This window comes from Paenibacillus melissococcoides (assembly GCA_944800085.1).
Classification (GTDB): Bacteria; Bacillota; Bacilli; order Paenibacillales; family Paenibacillaceae; genus Paenibacillus_B; species Paenibacillus_B melissococcoides.
Genome location: CALYLO010000005.1, coordinates 322380 through 338189 on the forward strand (window position 1 = coordinate 322380; position 15810 = coordinate 338189).

A 15810-nucleotide genomic window follows, 5' to 3' on the forward strand; every position below is an offset into this window, starting at 1 on the left:
TCATTCCTCTGTATGTTATCCCAATAATTTCAATATTACAAGGCATAAAATTCAAATTTTTGTGAAAAGATCAATCTCTGCCACGCGGATTGGCCGTAAAGGTGCAGGTTGGCATCATCTCCTTGGATAATAGGTAAGACGTTAAGCATGCCTAGCGCCGACTCATCCTTCGTCGATGATTTCTGTCCTGGCTGCGCATGTTCATCTTCCCTTCATCTTCGGCACTACCGCTAATCGATAAGAAAGAACCGTCGGCAAATGACGGTTCCCTTTCTTCAAACTCTTGCTTTTGCCGTTGCTATTCCGGTACTCGCTTTGCCGCCAAGAAAATGAGAAGAATGATTCCCAAATATCCGAATAGCGGATAAAGATACGTGAGCAGGGACGTAAAACCCGCTTGGCTGATGATAAAGCAAGCCAGCAGCACAGCCAATACGATAGCGCTTTTCGGAAGGTTGTATAGACTTTGAATCTGTCTGGTGACCCCGAATACATTGCCTATCAATGTGGTAAAGATTTCCTCATAAATCACCAATAAGAACAACACATGAACGAATGGGCCCAAGCTTCGAATTATCTCGGCCATCGGAAGTTGGAACTGCAGTATTTCCGGCATTCTGGAATTGAGCGCAAAATGGCTGACTAAGAGCATAATCCCGAGTCCAACTCCCCCTAAGAAGCCGCCCCACTTTATTGCGCTTTCATCCTCTACCTCTCGTACTAGCGGCACCATAACGGCTTGAGCAAAAGCAAGATTCAATGCGGCATACATAAACGGACTCAGCATCCATTTCAGGTTGTCCCATAGCTGTGTGTACGATCCGGTCACCCTCCATATCCCATCCGCTTCGATAGCCCGAAAGGCAATGAGCAATATAAATACAAGCATCATGGGCACAACCAGAGAGTTTACGGCTAAAATCCCGTTCAGTTCCTTGCTCATGACCAGATAACTCAGCGCAACACTGACAACAATGCCAATCTGGTAAGGAAGCCCAAGCTGCTCCTCGAAAAGGGAACCCGTACCGGACAGCATAACGGCTGTAACGCCAAATAAGATAAGGAAAGTCAGTGCGTTCGCGACTTTGCCAAACATATTGCCGAACAGGAAAGTATTGAATTCCTGGTAGGAAAATGCCTGGATCCTGCGGGATAAAATCATCATTTTGATGCCAAGCCATATAAACAAGAATGTGGCTATAACAATGCTTACTCCTCCGAATGCTCCATACACGGTGAAAAACTGCATAATCGATTGACCAGAAGCAAAGCCAGCCCCGACAACGGTTCCGATATAGGTTGCGGCAATTTTTAATATCATGCTCACTCTATTTTTCATTGGCTCCCCCGCAAGACAAGTTTTCTAGATACAATCTATTCTATGTCTGAAATGCTAGTATATTCGGAGTAAAGAATACTTGAAGCAAGTTTTTTTAGCCCAAAATATTGCAGAGCAAAGGGTGCGTGCTGACGGAGCCGCAACCTTTCATATTCATTTACAAGAGAGCAGTTTGACGTGGCACCTTTTATTCAATGAAATGGGATTATATGGTGTTGAAGTTGAAATAACATGTTTTTTAGAGGAGCTATCATGATTAAGCCAACAAGAATACCTGAAATTGCCCGGGAAAATGAAGCGATGTCGAGAGAACGGTGGACATTCAGCGTTCTATGGACATCGTTGGTGCTGCCGCTTAGTTCGCCTCCGCTCTCGCTATCCCCCCCCCATCATCGGATCGTTCGGCATCGCCGGCGTGGCAGGTGCATTGGCAGCAGCGCGGGCGGGACGGATCGCAGACCGTGGATTGGGGCAAAAAACGACCGGATTCGCCCTGACACTGCTGCTCGTGTCATGGGCTTTCATTGCATGGCCGAATACCTCTGCCCGCCTTGGTCGCTGGCATTCTTCTACTTGACCTTGCCGTGCATGTCACGAACCAGAGCATGATTCCATATTCGTCCGGAGGCGCGCAGCCTGCTCACTGGCGGATACATGATGATACATGATTATCGATTCTATCGGCAGCGCGATTGGCTCGATTGCCTTGACCGCATCTACGCGCAAGCGGGCTGGAGCGGCATCTGCTTGCTGGGAGCCGCGGTTAGCGCCTTTGGCCCTGCTCTTCTGGGCATTGACCCGCCGCATGACGTTGGCTGCGCAGTAGCGAACCCTGTAGGGATGCGCAATGAGGAAGAGACGTTCCCCCTTCGCTCTCCCTGTAATGGCGGCTATTTCAAAAAAGGCTCTTTCTCCCCACTCGGGAAAAAGAGCCTCCGATTCGTTGATGAATCAACTGAGCACCGGGGAGAATGCCATAAGGCATCGATACGGCTTGCACGTACCCGCAAACAAGAACTGCATAACCTCGTGCCATCGTATCCCCCGCAACTTATAAGCCGCTCAGCCTATCCTTCAATTCGACCCCCGCAGGGAATGCCGCTTGTACCTGGGCCCGGATCGCCTCCGTCCGGTATACGTCTCCGTCCAGTATAGCGACCCGTCCATAATCAGACGACGTGCGGATCAGCCGCCCGATGCCTTGGCGGAGACGAAGCAGCATGTAAGGCATGTCGATCTCGGCGAACGGATCCGCCGCGGCCTCGCGCTTCGCCAGAAATACGGGATCATCCGGCGGATAAGGCAGCGACCAGACGATGACCTTGGTCAGCGCCTCTCCCGGCACGTCGAGACCCTCCCACAGGCTGACGGCGCAGAGCACGCTGTCCGTGTCCGTCTGGAAGGCGGAGATAAGGCGGCTGATCTCCAGATCCCCTTCATACAGGAAGCGCGTGCCGGATTCATCGGGATAGCCGGATGCCTCCACCTCCTGTTTGAAGCGCTGCAGCTCCTCCCGCGTGCGGAACAGCATCAACGCGCCGCCGGAGGTCTGCTCCAGGATGGAGATCGCCATCCCGGTCCTAGCCGCGAAGCTGTCCTGACCGTAAGGAAGCGGCGCCGCCGCCTCCATGACCTTCGCATAATCATAGGGAGACGGCACGGAGAACGACAAGTAGTCCCCCATCCCAAGACTGTCCGCCACGTACTTGAAGGAACCGTCCACCGACAGCGTCGCTGAAGAAAAGACGATCGGCATCCGTGCCGTGAAGAGCCGCTCCCCTAATATCTCCTTGATCGTTTTCGGCATAATGGAGAAGACGAGACCTTCTTCGCGCTCGGTCGTCCAGCATATCGGCTTGTCTTCCCGATCGAACAGAACGAGCGCCTTCTGAATCATATCGAGATGCTCTTCGACGATGCGCAGCTCATAGGCGTTCAATGTGTACAGCTCGCTCTCATAGACGAGCGCTTCCTCGATGTCATCGATAATCCGCCGGAAGCGGCGCAGCTCCTGCAGCAGCGGTTCGTCCAGCATCACCCGGCTGCGGTCGGAGCCGGCGATAGCCTGACTGCGGTCGGCCAGCGCGCGGAACAGATACCCGCTCTGATCAATCGCCCGATCGATAAGCTGCGCCAGGTCCTCCCGCACCTCACCGTTCAACAGGCGCAGCAGCAGCTCCTCGAATACGTCATGCTTGAGCTTGTAGCTGACCGCCTTCAGCGCAGCCGACTCCAACAGATGGCCTTCATCGAAGACGACCGCGCAATGGTCCGGCAGCAGCGGCAATTGCCCTTCCCGCTTCCGGCTCTCCGCCGTCCACAGATGCTCCATGTAATAATCATGCGAGCAAATAATCAGATCGGCAGCCTTGCGATAATCATCCCGGGACAGCGTCTGCCCGCAGCGGTGCCGCTTCTCGCACACGAAGCAATCCTGGAACGTATCCCAGTTGATCCGCTGCCACCGGGCATCGTTCAGCTCGGGATACTCGGTCCGGCCGCCGTACGCGTGGAACGCTTGCCGGGATTCCGGGCGCCGGACGAAGCTTGGCAGCCCTTCATAGATCGCATCATAGAGCGGCGCGTCCTCATCCGTCCACTGCAAGCGGGCCTGATCCAGCTTCACCAGACACAGGTATTGATCCGGCGATTTGCCGAGTCTGGCATCGATGTCCAGGTTCAGATGCGCCGACAGCTTCGCGATATCGCCTTCCGGCTTCACCAGCTGCTCGATGAGCGACTCATCCGCACAAGCGATGACCGCGGGCTTCCGCATATAGCGGGCATAACAGATCGCATACAGCAAATAAGCCATCGTCTTGCCCGTCCCTACTCCGGCCTCGGCAAAGATGGCCTGCTTCTCGGCAAAGGCGCGCTCCAACTGGAAGGCCATATATATCTGCTCATCCCGTATTTCAAAGCCGGCCTCCGGCAATATTTCATAAAAAACGTCCGCCACCCAGTCGCTAACCTGCGGAATAAAAGGGCGGGCCGGATCATAATCAAAGGGGTACCGTTCCAACGTATGTATAGCCTCCATCTTGTTCATGACTTCAAAAGAGGAGCCGAATGGAGAGGTCGCGGCATGCCCGATCTCCGAAGACATGCGCTTCCCCTCGCACCCTGCTCCTCCTGCCGATTGATTCATCCCTTATTCTATCGATTTTCGCGGCATCCATCAACGCCGATGCCTGCCAGCGAGACGACGCAGCGCGGGCTCCCGGATCGGCGCTGCTTAATTGTGCGTGACGACCGCCCCGGAACCGCCGTACATATCAAGTTCTCCGTCAAGCTCCAGCTTCAGCACGGTGACGTTCTCGTGAGTGTCCTCCGGCGTCATATGTATCCAGGTCGTCCCCGGGATGTTGAACCACGGCACGCCACCATGAATCTCATGGGTAAGCTCCTTGCCGGAATGAAGCACGGTTATTTTATTGATTTTGTTCGATAAACCCTTCAGGCATACGCTCTCCTTCGGATTATCGTACACGAACAGATACAACGTCTTCCGGTCCTTCGACACCGCGCTGCCGCCCAGATAATAGCGGGTATGAATGCCTTCGAGAGTGCCGTACACCGCTTCCTCATGGGTGCGGATCCACTCGCCCAATCCGAGCAAAATGTCCTCCTGGCGCTTGTCTATCGTGCCATCCTCTCTCGGCCCGATATCAAGCAGCATGTTGCCGCCCATCGTAATACAGTCACAGAACATGCGGATAATCTGGTTCAACCGGAACACGGCCGCCTTCATAGACAGACGGGTAGTCCGGGTGAGACCAGTCGATCAGGGAATAGTACAGCCCGAGCTTGATGCCCCGCTTCGTGATCGCTTCCGCATACTCCTTGACAATATCCCGCTTCGCCGGAGTCTTGTCGACGACATTCAGATCGCTGAACTCGGTGTCCCACAGCGCCACCCCGTCATGGTGCTTCGTTGTGAGCACGGCGTACTTGGCGCCGGATTTCTCGATCAGCTCGGCCCATTGGCCGGCATCGAACCGGCTGGCGGTGAAGCCGTCCAACTGTCATATAATCTTCATACGAGATTCTCCCATTATAGAAAGACCATGATTCCGCAATGCCATTGACGGCATAAATGCCATAATGGATAAAAATTCCGAGCTTCGCTTCTTCGAACCACTTTTGCCCCACACGAAGTCCTCCCTTTCGCAATCTAGCATGAGCATAACGTTATTATCTCACAGATCAGATGCAAAGACAGGAAAGAAATCGTATAATAATCAAAGTGACCCGCGGTTCATTTTCAGGTTATCATTATGAAACTGTGATGTAATCGACACGTATTGTTAGGTAGGTCATTGACACATCGTTAGTACAAAGGGAGTGAAAGAACACGTGAGAAACCGATGGCTTGCAGGTTGCCTTGTCGCAGCAATGCTCGGGGCTGCGCTGGCGGGATGCAGCAGTCCTCCGAACGAAGAGCCGGCGCAAGGAGCAGAGCAGGAGAAGGAAACCCCCGTTCAGGTCGCCGCAGTAGAGAAAGGCTCTCTCAGCCAACAAAATGAAATTATCGGCACGGCCAATCCGAGCAGAACCGTCGATATCATTCCGAAGCTGAATGGCGAGCTGGTTCGCTTGAATGTCAAAAAGGGCGACATGGTCTCCAAGGGGGCGGCGCTCGGCACCATCGACGCGGATGACCTCGAAATTCAGCTTAAGCTGGAGCAGTTCAGTCTGGAGCAGGCGCAGGACCAGTACAAGACTCTGCATAACGCCCAAGCGTCCGATCTTGAGCTGGATCAGGCGAAGCGCGGCATTGAGCAGGCTCAGCTTCGCGTCAAGCAGGCCGCCAACAGGCTGGCCGATGCGACCTTGAAGGCCCCGATGAGCGGACAGGTCATCCGGGTTGCGGCGGAAGCGGGAGAATTCGTTACCTCAACCTCCCCGCTGTTCACGATCGTATCCACCAATCCGGTGACGTTCTCGGCCAATGTCAGCGCGAATCAGATGCTGCTGCTGCAGAACCGGAAGGAGACGAAGGTCGAGGTGCCGGATGTGGGCAAAACCTTCACCGCCCGGATTACGTATCTGTCCCCCGTCGCCAATGAAGGCGGATTCTACGCCCTGGAGACGCAAGCGGACAATGCAAAGGGCGAGATCAAGCCCGGCATGACAGCGAAGTTCATCGTCGATCAGGAAGTGCTGAAGGACGCTCTCCTCGTTCCTACCGAAGCGATCGTGGAGAAGAACGGGGCATCGCATGTGTTTGTCGTGAAAAATGGACGAGCTGTCGAAGAAGCCGTCGAAGTGCTGGAATCCCAATCCAAAATGACGGCGGTGAAAGGCAATCTCCAGCCGAACGATCAAATCGTCATCAAGGGACAAATGACCTTGTCCGACGGCAATAAAGTGAAAATCATCGAGGGGGCGCGCTAACGTGAAAATTATTGACGTCTCCGTTAAGCGTCCTATCGGCGTCATGATGGTCGTGCTCGCGATTATCGCGCTCGGCCTGGTCAGTCTTCGCAACCTCGCGATCGACCTGTTCCCCAAAATCGACCTTCCGATCGCCGTCGTCGCGACCTCCTATCAAGGAGCGGCGCCCGAAGAGATCGAGAAGCTCATATCCAGGCCGATCGAAGCTTCGTTAAGCACAATCCAGGGAATTGACACCGTGTCCTCCCAATCGCAGGCGAACTCCTCGCTCGTCATGCTGCAGTTCAAGACCGGTACCAATATGGACAATGCCCTGATCGACGTCAGGGAGAAGGTCGATCAGATTAAAGGAATGCTTCCCGAGGATGCCACCGATCCGTCCGTGCTGCGCTTCGACCCGAATCAGATGCCCATCATCACGCTGGGGCTGACGGGCGCTTCCCCGGAGAAGCTGCAGGAGATCGCGGACACGAACATCATCCCGTTCCTGGAACGGGAGAATGGCGTCGCGTCGGTATCCGTTGCCGGCGGCAAGACCCGGGAGATTCTCGTCGAGCTGAACCGGGCGAATCTCGCGCGCTACGGCATCGGGACATCGCAGGTCGTCCAGGCGATTAACGCGGAGAACAAATCCGCCGTTGCCGGCTCGGTGCCGAAGGGCGTGCAGGATGTGCAAATCCGGGTCAAGGGCGAATATACATCCGTCGAAGATATCGGCCGGACGTTGATTCACCTGCCTGGCGGCGGGCAGATTCAAGTCAGCGACATCGCCGATATTAACGATACCTTCAAGAAGCAGAGCTCGCTGACGCTGGTGGACGGAGCCCAGGCGCTCGTCTTGTCGGTGCAGCGCCAATCGGACGCCAATACCGTGGCCGTCGCCGACAACGTCGACAAGGCGGTCAGCCGGCTGCAGCAGGATCTGCCGCAGGGCATCGAGCTGAAAAAGGTATCCGATACGTCGATATTTATCCGGCAGTCGATCGACAGCGTCGTCAGCAATATGCTGAGCGGCGGCTTGCTGGCCGTGTTCATCCTGATTTTGTTCTTGCGCAGCATCCGCTCCACGTTCGTCATCGCGTTGTCGATGCCGATCGCGATCATCTCGACGTTTACGCTGATGTATTTTACCGGCCAGACGCTGAACATCATCTCCATGGGCGGACTCGCCCTTGGCATCGGCATGATGGTCGACAACTCGATCGTCATCCTGGAGAACATCTTCACCTACCGGCAGAAGGGCATGTCCATGAAGGAAGCCGCCATCAAGGGGGCTGCCGAGCTGGCCTCGGCCGTTATCGCCTCGACGATGACGACATTGGTCGTATTTCTGCCGATCGTATTTGTACAAGGCTTGACATCGGATATTTTCCGTCCGCTCGCCTTGACGGTCTGCTTCTCGCTTATCGCCTCGCTCGTCGTGGCGATTACGCTCATTCCGATGCTGTCCTCCAAGATCGTGTCGCAGAAGAAGATCGTGCAATCCGAGAAGAAGGGCTGGTATGTCCGCTTCTTCGGACTTTTCGTCTCCGGCTACAAACGCATCCTGAGATGGGCGCTGGGACACCGCAAGACGACGGTGTTCGCCACGATCCTCCTGCTCGTGGGCAGCTTCTTCCTCTTTCCGTTCATCGGCATGGAATTCATGCCGGGCGGCGACCAGGGACAGATTCAGATCAGCGTCCAGACGCCGAGCGGCACGAGCCTGGAAGAGACGAAAAAAGTCGCCGACGAGGTGGCGGCCCTGTTGAAACCTTATGAGAGCATCATCGATACCGCCTCGGAATCGATTGGCGGAGGCGGTCCGTTCGGCGGCGGGGCCAATTCGGCCACCTTCACGATCCAGCTCATCCGGGCAACCGAACGAGATATGACGACGACGGCGATGATGCAGGAGCTGACGGATGCGGTAACCGATATCCCCGGAGCGGAGATTACCGTGTCTGCCATGGAATCCGGCTTCGGTGCGGGCTCGCCGATTCAGATCAAGCTGAATGGACAAGAGCAGGACGTGCTGGAGGAGGTCGCTTCTCAAGTCGTCTGGCTCATTTCCGATATACATGGCGTCTATAATGCGGAATCTTCGGCGGCGGAGGGCAATGCGGAGCTGAACATCTCGATCGACCGCAGTCTGGCCGCCACGTATGGCTTGTCCTATCAGCAGATCATGAACGAAATCTCGCTGGCGATGAACGGGCAGCTCGCGACGCAGTACCGCGAAGGCGGCAGCGAGTACGACGTGCGCGTGATCCTGCCGGAAGCGGAACGGGACAGCATCTCCGCCTTGAATGCGCTGACGATTCAATCGCAGACCGGCCAACTGGTGCCGCTGTCCGCCGTCGCCCAATTCCAGCAGCTGCAGGGACCGGTCATGATCCAACGGGAGAACCAGCAGCGGCAGATCAACGTCACGGCCGATCTGGCAGGAAGAGACTTGGGCAGCGTATCGACTGAGATCGAACAGGCGCTGCAGAAGATGAACTTCTCGGAAGGGTACACCTACTCGATGGGCGGCGAGACGGAAGAAATGATGAGTGCCTTTGCCGATCTGGCGATCGCGCTCGTGTTCTCCATTTTCCTCGTCTACGTCGTCATGGCGGTGCAGTTCGAATCGCTGCTGTATCCGTTCATTATTATGTTCGCGATGCCGACCACATTCGTCGGAGTCCTCTTCGGTCTGTTCATTACCGGAACGCCGCTCAGCGTGACCGCCTTAATCGGGGTCATTATGCTCGCGGGGATCGTCGTGAACAACGCGATCATTCTCGTCGATTATATCAACATCCAGCGCAGATACGGGCTGGAACGGCATGAAGCGATTATGCAGGGAGCCCCGAGCCGGCTGCGTCCGATTTTCATGACGACATTAACGACGGTGCTCGGCCTGCTGCCGCTCGCCCTTGGCATCGGGGAAGGCGCGGAGATGCAGGCGCCGCTGGCCATCGTCGTCATCTTCGGCCTCTCCTGCTCGACCATCTTCACCCTGCTGCTGGTGCCTGTCATGTATACGTACTTGGATGATTTCTCGAACTGGATCAAGCGTCTGTTCACGAGAAAGAACAAGAGCGAGACCGCGCACGAAGCAGCCGTATAACGAGAGTTAACAAGTTAGCCAGTACAAGAGACAGCCTCCGTTCCGCCATTCGGCAGGACGGAGGTTTGTTGTATCGAGCCTATACATCGGAGCCGATTGCGCATTATATTATAGAAGCGGCAGGATGATTCATCGCGGCCGTGCATTGTTATTCAGGGATAGCCTCATTCGCGCTGGAGAGCCGATGGTTCGGGTCGGCGGAAAGAACAGAACGATAACCGACTGGAGGTAGTGGCGTTGAGCTTTATGGATAAAATGAAGCTTGGTCTCAATCAAGTGAAGGATAAAGCGCAGCAGACCGTGGAGGTTACGCGAATCAGCGCGCAGATTGCGGGGAAAAAGAAAGAAAAAACAGCACAGTTCGCCCTGCTCGGCGAGCTGGTGCACGAGGCGTATGTCAAGCAGGAGCTGACGGAGCAGATGCATCGCATCGGGAGCCTCTCGCAAGCCATCCAGCGGCTGGAAGGAGACATCGCCGCGCTGGAGAAGCAGCTTCACAAGGCCAAGGGCGAGAAACTATGCGCCTGCGGCGCCGTCATCACCATGGAATCCAGATTCTGCAACCACTGCGGGCAAGCCGTGCCGCTGGAGCCGACCGAGATTATCCCCGCTTCCCGCGCCAGACGGGACGATCCTCCGATCTCCGTCAACTGTCCGCAATGCGGAGCGCTGCTGAACGGCGAATCGGAGAGCTGCGTTCTGTGCGGCGAGCCGGCGAAATAATCGAGACAGCAAGGGGGCTGGCCCACAAGTAGTTTTAAGCTACAGTGAGACAGCCCCCCTGATTCTCAACGCTCGACTTGCCGAAAAACTGTAAAAATGCAGTTTTCCCTTATGACGTTTACTCCGTTACAGGAATTCCTGCAAAACCGCCTCAATTTCAGCCATACCAATGGATTGAAAGCAAAAATCGGCGAACTTGATGTACTTTTGCAGGAATCTCATCAAGTAGCGGCTGAAATAGCGTAAATTACTGCATTAACGCAGGATTGCACTGCCTCATCCATCTTCCGCTGCTATTCTCGCCGCTTTATTTCCCTCCTCTTTATACCCGTTCTCTACTCCTGCCTCTGTACTCCTGCCACTGCATTCTCTGTGGTCCCGTCTTGTCCCCGCATCCTTGCGCACTGCCTATGGGTCAGCCTCTTCTTATGCTCCTTATCAACCGTGCTCTCCATACACCGTGCTGGCTACCGGCTCCAGCGGGTTGGCCGCGAAATACTCGCCCAAGAAATCATGCAAAGCCTGCGGGAATACATATTTCCGCTGCCGCTTCGAGAAATAGCTGTGCTCCACGGTTGCGATGACATCGCGGACCGGCAGCCATTCGATCCCGATCTGGCCTTCGTCGGCATGTAATCCGCCGGGAACGTCCCCTGCTTCCTGAAGCCGGCAGATATAGATGAACTCAACAGCATGGATCTCCTTCATGATATGGGAATATTCATGGTTCCCCGATATATACTCCCGCACACAGAGCAGCCGGTGGTCCGCCAGCGCCGCGCCCAGCTCTTCCCCGCATTCGCGCCGCAGCGTCTCCTCCAGCGTCTCGTTCGGCTCATGGGCTCCGCCCGGCAGCACATAATAGACGCCCGCCTCCGGCCGCTCCTTCTTGATGAACAACATCCGGTCATCCTCCATGATCAACGCCCGCACCGCATTGCGTATCGGTCCCATGTCTTGTCTCCACTCCTCCCCGAGATCAAAAGCCAGCCCGGAATCGTTCGTGCCGCAGGCTGGCTCATCGTGAAAATCGATTGTCATGTTCGCATCCATAGCTCCCATTATCGTATGCAGGAAGGCAAGAGACTGCGCGAAATACACCGCGCAATATGCACAGAACGTAGAGTTGCAGCGTGGACGGATGCTCCCATCCTTGCGGCTGCCAAGTCAATCGCAGCTTCTGCTCCGGAATGACGGAGCGAATCTGGCCGCGCGTGCCTTCCTCCGTCACATAGCCTTGCCGAACCTGCAAGGGCAGGGACGGCAGCGTGCCGAGCCAGCAGGGCAGCCCTTCGGGTGACAGCAGGAAGGTCCATACCTTATCCTTCGAGACGGGCATCGTCCGCCGCACTCCAATCTGAACGCCTGCCGAAGCCGTCTGGCCGACAGGGACGCGGCCCAGCTTCTGTCCGTACAACAGGGCGAGCATGTCGCTCCATTCCGGCGAAACGTCATATTCGCCGGCAATATGCCGGACGATGCGTTCATGGGACCAGGCCGGATCCACTCCCCGATCCAACTGCTGAATCCACTCTTCCCAAGCTTGGCCCGTATTGGCTATTATCGCTTCTCTGCATATTGGGAGCCGACCATCGACATTCCTCTCCCTTTCTCGTCGAGAACTATCTGCATTATAGAACAAAAACACTGACATCGGCGGCCAGTGTTTATGATCGCTTCGATAGTATACCAATATAACCATCGTCGTTCACTCTTTCCTCAATCAATGTATCGTATTCCCCATATTGCGCTGCTTCCACGCTCAGCCGCTCCGTCCATTCGTAACGCCGAACGGCACGTGAACCGACGGCACGATGCGGGCCACGCCTTCGATATGCCCCATCTGATCGTCGAAGAAAATATGCGGCTTGAAGATGCGCAGCACCCGGCCCTTGTCGATTCCTCCGAGGAAGAAGGCTTCATCGACGCGAATGTCCAGCTTGCGCAAGGTCGTAATAACGCGCTCATGGGCAGGCGCGTTCCGGGCGGTCGCGATCGCGGTTCTGGGTCAGCAGAATGCGGTTGCGGTCATCGATAATGACCGCCTTCGCAGAATTGCGTATTGGCTTCATGCCGCTGGTCAACCTCCATTAGTTAAAAAATCGAATATGCTTCACTTTGGTGGCGAGCCGATCCCACGATTTCTTGAACGGCCCTCTCTCATCGGGCAATAACGGCAGCCCGCATTCGGAGGCGATGCGGGTCACAACATCTTCCACCGTCATCGAATCGGTATCAAGATGCTGCCGGAACACCGGCTGAGACAAGCCGTCAATGCATCAGTCTATCTGCTGGGCCGCCCACGACTGCCCTCCCTCGCCCCGGGTTTTCAAGCGCTTCAGCAGGACTTCCTTCGACGCACATAAGGCAAAATGATGCACGAGCGCCCCATCTTCCCGAAGCTTCCCTGCGATCTCGTTAAAATAATCGGCATTCACGATCGTCATCGGCACAATGATTGCCCCATCATACTCGGCGTCAATATGGCGGAGCATCGAGTAATTGCACTCCCGCCACATCGGGTAATCTTGAAAGTCGCTCCGCTTCATTTCATGGGGCACGTTTTTTCGTATGAAAAATCCTGCGTTTTCCGGATCATAGACAAAAGAACCCGGTATTCTGCGGTGCAGCTCATAGGCTGTCGTCGTCTTGCCGGAGCCGAATGCCCCATTCACCCATACAATCATTCGCTTCACTCCATCATCTCGTGTAGCCCATAAGCGCGTCAGGCCATTGTATACCAAAGATACACATAGTAATGATCTGCATTGCTTCCGATAATCTGAAGCAGATTCCAATCCTCACAGAGTATGATGCTCGCGGAGAACGCTTGCAACGATAGAATGATCCGTTCCATCCGCTGCCTTCCAAATATTACTCTAAGTAATATAGACTGGAATCGGCTGGCCGTCAACGACTCATCACATGATCGAGCCCCGGCTGTTCCGGGAACGCGGCAAGTCCGCCGCAGAGGAATTCCCTTCTTCGGCGGCCTTGCCTGTCGAAGCCTTTCTGCAGCTTATGGGCGGGCTAGGCCAGCGCGTTCAGCACGTCATCGATTTTGCGGCTGTGCGCGATGATGCCATAATTCATCCACGGCCAGAAATCGACCTCATATACGCACTGGTTCCGTACGGCCGGAAGCTTGCGCCACACAGATGAATCCAATAGATCTCTTTCCTCTCCGGGCGCTTCGGAATGGCGCTTGTCGAACGTAATGAACAGATGGTCGGCATCGAGCCTCGCAAGCCATTCCGCCGTCAGCGCAGCCTTCCGCGTCCGGTTCGCCAACTGCCGCACGAGAGGATGCGGCGTCAAGCCGAGGTCGCGGTACAGAACCGGCCCCGTATACCCCAGATCCGGTCCCCCGTACAAGCTGACGCCCGCAGCCGAGATGCGGAGACACGCGACGGTTCCGTTCCGGACAGAGCGCTGCAGCCGGCTCTTCGCCTCCCCCGCCTGGCTCTCATACTTCGCGATAATATCGTCGACCCTATCCGTCTTCCCCAGCAGGACAGCCGCCATGCGCAGCGTCGTGCGCCAATCTTCGCCAGGGTGATCCAGCAAATGCACCGGCGCCAGCCGCCCGAAGCGTTCCCCGGGAATCCACCGGCTGAAGCCTTCATCGAGCAGAATGATATCGGGTTGGCGGCGGGAAAGGGCGCCGAGATCGCCTTCCGCGACATCGAAGGCGGGCACATGGTCGATCCCGAGATAGTCCTGCTGCCCCCATCCGGGATGGGTGCCCTGCATGACGGGCGTCAGTCCCAGCGCCACCACGAAATCTTCGAGGAACGGCGCGAAGACGCGAGGCTGCTCGCGGTGATTGCGCCGGTAATGCCCAGGCGAGATCCCGACCTCCTGCCGGAAGCGGCGGCTGAAATAATATTCATTATTGAAGCCGACATGCTGTCCGATCTCATACAGCCGATCATGCGTCGTCATCAGCAAGTGCTTCGCCCGCTCGATTCGGATTTTATTCACATAATCAAGGGGGGTAAGACCCGTCATTTTTTTGAATAAGCTGGTATATTTCCAGCGCGCGACAGCCGCCTGCTCCGCCAGCTGCTCCACGGTCAACCGCTCCGTATAATGCTGCTCGATATGCAGAATCGATTTGCGCACGGCATCGGCCTGGCTTGTCCCGCCCGCGGCCGCCTGGTTTTGCCCCAGGATGAACCTCAGCAATTGCTGGAACCGGATATGGTTGTCGAAGACAGCCATCGCATCACTATCATGCCGCCATCGATAAATGGCTTCCACATGCTCGATACACTGCGAGAACGGATGGCATAATACCTCCCCCCGGCAAGGAAACGGCTGCCCCGCCGCAGGCGGTTCGTTCGCCCCGTCGTCCCCGTCCGCCCGCAGTGCATCGAAGGCCAATCGATAACAGCACAAGCCGGCATCCCCGGACACGACGGCGGATACCGAACCGGGAGGCGTGCTGTAGCATTTCCCCCGTTCGAGACGGAATCCCGTCCCGGCCATGTCGATTCTGCCGCTGCCTCTGGTGACGACCCACAGCGAATAAGAACCGTTTTGTTCTTCCTTTTTGTGGCCATTCGCGGTAAGCATGCAGTACCGAATTTCCTTCATTACATATACCCAGGCTGGGCGAGCCGATGGTTCGGCTGAATTCCCCTTCATTCCTTCTCCCCCTGAACCGATCTGACAAGATGGAAAAAGAAAGCCAATCAGCGCGAGGCTGAAAAGCTTTCAACGATGAACGGAGCGCATTCCCGCTTACTTCACGAACCATTGCAAAAGATCGTCGATTTTCTTCATGTTCGCCGGTATCGCGCCGGACTGCCAATGTGTCCGTTCCGCCTTGTACACCTGTCCCTTCTGAACGGCCGGCAGCGACTTCCACAATGGACTGTCCAGCAATTGCTCGGCTTCTTTGTTCTCCTCCGCCGACCAGGAGCCGTTCGAAGGGAAGATAATGATATGATCCGCATCGAGCTCAGGCAGCTTCTCCTTGGAGATAATCGCATGATAATCGGTCATATCCCGCGCGAACGGATGCGGGGTAAGCCCCATATCCCGGTAAATGTTGCCGGTATACCGGTTTTTGATGCCGAATAAAGCCATCGAATTGTCCCCGACATTCAGGCGGATGACAGCGACCGTCTCCCCTTTGGTAGCCTGTGACAGCTTCTCCTTGGCATCGGCTATTTTTTCTTTGTACCGCGCGACGGCGCTCTCGCTTTTTTCCGGAAATTCCAAACAAATCCGCGATTGGGGTCAATACTTT

Annotated in this window: 10 protein-coding genes and 4 pseudogenes; 5 read left to right on the forward strand and 9 right to left on the reverse strand. The window is 55.7% G+C overall.

Annotation, left to right across the window (positions count from 1 at the left end):
* Window positions 1-298 precede the first annotated feature (298 nt).
* Complete coding sequence (locus OCY70_RS19355) at window positions 299-1339, reverse strand: YkvI family membrane protein (RefSeq protein WP_213429200.1); 1041 nt, start codon at window positions 1337-1339, stop codon at window positions 299-301.
* A gap of 79 nt (window positions 1340-1418) precedes the next feature.
* Here OCY70_RS19355 and OCY70_RS19360 point away from each other — a divergent pair, with 79 nt between their 5' ends.
* Window positions 1419-1595, forward strand: coding sequence for a hypothetical protein (locus tag OCY70_RS19360; protein ID WP_213429199.1), 177 nt, complete (start codon window positions 1419-1421; stop codon window positions 1593-1595).
* A gap of 65 nt (window positions 1596-1660) precedes the next feature.
* Window positions 1661-2165, forward strand: a pseudogene (locus OCY70_RS19365) (MFS transporter); the annotation flags it as partial.
* Window positions 2166-2390: 225 nt separating this feature from the next.
* Here OCY70_RS19365 and OCY70_RS19370 read toward each other — a convergent pair.
* The gene (locus OCY70_RS19370; protein ID WP_213429207.1) at window positions 2391-4361 is read right to left on the reverse strand and encodes an ATP-dependent DNA helicase; all 1971 of its coding nucleotides are present in this window, start codon (window positions 4359-4361) and stop codon (window positions 2391-2393) included.
* Between the two features lie 213 nt (window positions 4362-4574).
* Window positions 4575-5491 (reverse strand): annotated as a pseudogene (locus tag OCY70_RS19375) (alpha-L-fucosidase).
* Between the two features lie 204 nt (window positions 5492-5695).
* On the opposite strand from OCY70_RS19375, the gene OCY70_RS19380 reads away from it, so the two are divergent.
* The 3 genes from OCY70_RS19380 to OCY70_RS19390 all read left to right on the forward strand — a co-directional run bounded on the left by OCY70_RS19380 (window position 5696) and on the right by OCY70_RS19390 (window position 10553).
* A complete protein-coding gene (locus OCY70_RS19380; RefSeq protein WP_213429198.1) occupies window positions 5696-6736 on the forward strand; it encodes an efflux RND transporter periplasmic adaptor subunit in 1041 nt (346 codons plus the stop codon).
* A 1-nt stretch (window position 6737) separates the two neighbouring features.
* Window positions 6738-9830, forward strand: coding sequence for an efflux RND transporter permease subunit (locus tag OCY70_RS19385; protein WP_213429197.1), 3093 nt, complete (start codon window positions 6738-6740; stop codon window positions 9828-9830).
* A 246-nt stretch (window positions 9831-10076) separates the two neighbouring features.
* The gene (locus tag OCY70_RS19390; protein WP_213429206.1) at window positions 10077-10553 is read left to right on the forward strand and encodes a double zinc ribbon domain-containing protein; all 477 of its coding nucleotides are present in this window, start codon (window positions 10077-10079) and stop codon (window positions 10551-10553) included.
* Between the two features lie 438 nt (window positions 10554-10991).
* On the opposite strand, the gene OCY70_RS19395 is transcribed toward OCY70_RS19390, so the two are convergent.
* The 6 genes and pseudogenes from OCY70_RS19395 to OCY70_RS19420 all read right to left on the reverse strand — a co-directional run bounded on the left by OCY70_RS19395 (window position 10992) and on the right by OCY70_RS19420 (window position 15782).
* Complete coding sequence (locus OCY70_RS19395; RefSeq protein ID WP_213429196.1) at window positions 10992-11594, reverse strand: NUDIX domain-containing protein; 603 nt, start codon at window positions 11592-11594, stop codon at window positions 10992-10994.
* Window positions 11572-12072 carry a hypothetical protein gene (locus OCY70_RS19400; protein ID WP_213429195.1) on the reverse strand — a complete coding sequence of 167 codons (501 nt, stop codon included), beginning with the start codon at window positions 12070-12072 and terminating at the stop codon, window positions 11572-11574. The genes OCY70_RS19395 and OCY70_RS19400 overlap by 23 nt, the downstream gene beginning before the upstream one ends.
* A gap of 243 nt (window positions 12073-12315) precedes the next feature.
* Window positions 12316-12558: pseudogene (locus tag OCY70_RS19405) on the reverse strand (5'-nucleotidase); the annotation flags it as partial.
* Window positions 12559-12643: 85 nt separating this feature from the next.
* Window positions 12644-13240: pseudogene (locus tag OCY70_RS19410) on the reverse strand (AAA family ATPase).
* 343 nt (window positions 13241-13583) lie between these two features.
* The gene (locus tag OCY70_RS19415) at window positions 13584-15203 is read right to left on the reverse strand and encodes an AraC family transcriptional regulator (RefSeq protein ID WP_213429194.1); all 1620 of its coding nucleotides are present in this window, start codon (window positions 15201-15203) and stop codon (window positions 13584-13586) included.
* 96 nt (window positions 15204-15299) lie between these two features.
* Window positions 15300-15782: an ABC transporter substrate-binding protein gene (locus tag OCY70_RS19420; protein WP_249725311.1), complete on the reverse strand. Its 483-nt coding sequence runs from the start codon at window positions 15780-15782 to the stop codon at window positions 15300-15302.
* Window positions 15783-15810: the final 28 nt, after the last annotated feature.